This window comes from Lonepinella sp. BR2271 (genome assembly GCF_051851515.1).
In the GTDB taxonomy this organism is placed as follows: domain Bacteria; phylum Pseudomonadota; class Gammaproteobacteria; order Enterobacterales; family Pasteurellaceae; genus Lonepinella.
In genome coordinates, this window is the sequence record NZ_JBPDVF010000031.1 from 1 (window position 1) to 557 (window position 557).

At 45.8% G+C, this 557-nt stretch carries 1 protein-coding gene; it reads right to left on the reverse strand.

Annotation, left to right across the window (positions count from 1 at the left end):
- Positions 1–366, reverse strand: a 366-nt coding sequence (locus tag ACTG7X_RS11060; RefSeq protein WP_439258493.1) for an IS110 family transposase, incomplete at its 3' end; no start/stop codon positions are given.
- Positions 367–557: the final 191 nt, after the last annotated feature.

Consider the following 557-nt stretch of genomic DNA (forward strand, 5'->3'; position numbering starts at 1 on the left):
CACTTCGCTTTCGCCTTGAGAGTCTAGCATACAAGCGTAAGCCGCAAGACGTTGAGCGTCTTTCGGGTCGGTTTTACCCGAGCTTATGGCTTCGCCAAATTTTTTCGCTTTGTACGGATTGATCACAGTCGTTCTGTACTGAGCGAGCGTCAAGGCATTGGCAATTTCACTTTCCAGCCCACCCGTGGCTTCAAGCACGGTCAAGCCGAGAGTGCGGTTCTCTTTTTGAACTTTGTTTGCCAAGTCTTGAATAAACAGGGCAATTCCACTGGCGGAATTGTTATATTTCGTGGTAGATTTACCACTGGTAAAAGCAACAACAAAAGTATCTTTAGCAACATCGATACCACAGTAAATTGTACTCATCGTAACCATCCTTGCATTATGCGGTTTTGTGAACAGAGCAACCGTTCGGTTTTGGATAAGTGGCTACCCACGCCTTTCGCTACGACACGAGATTTAATGCTCTAGGGGCGTTCAAGCTGTGGATAACTTATTGGGTTTCGGTGCCTATTATACTTTGTTTTTTGTATACAAGGGGCGTATTGCATACGCCC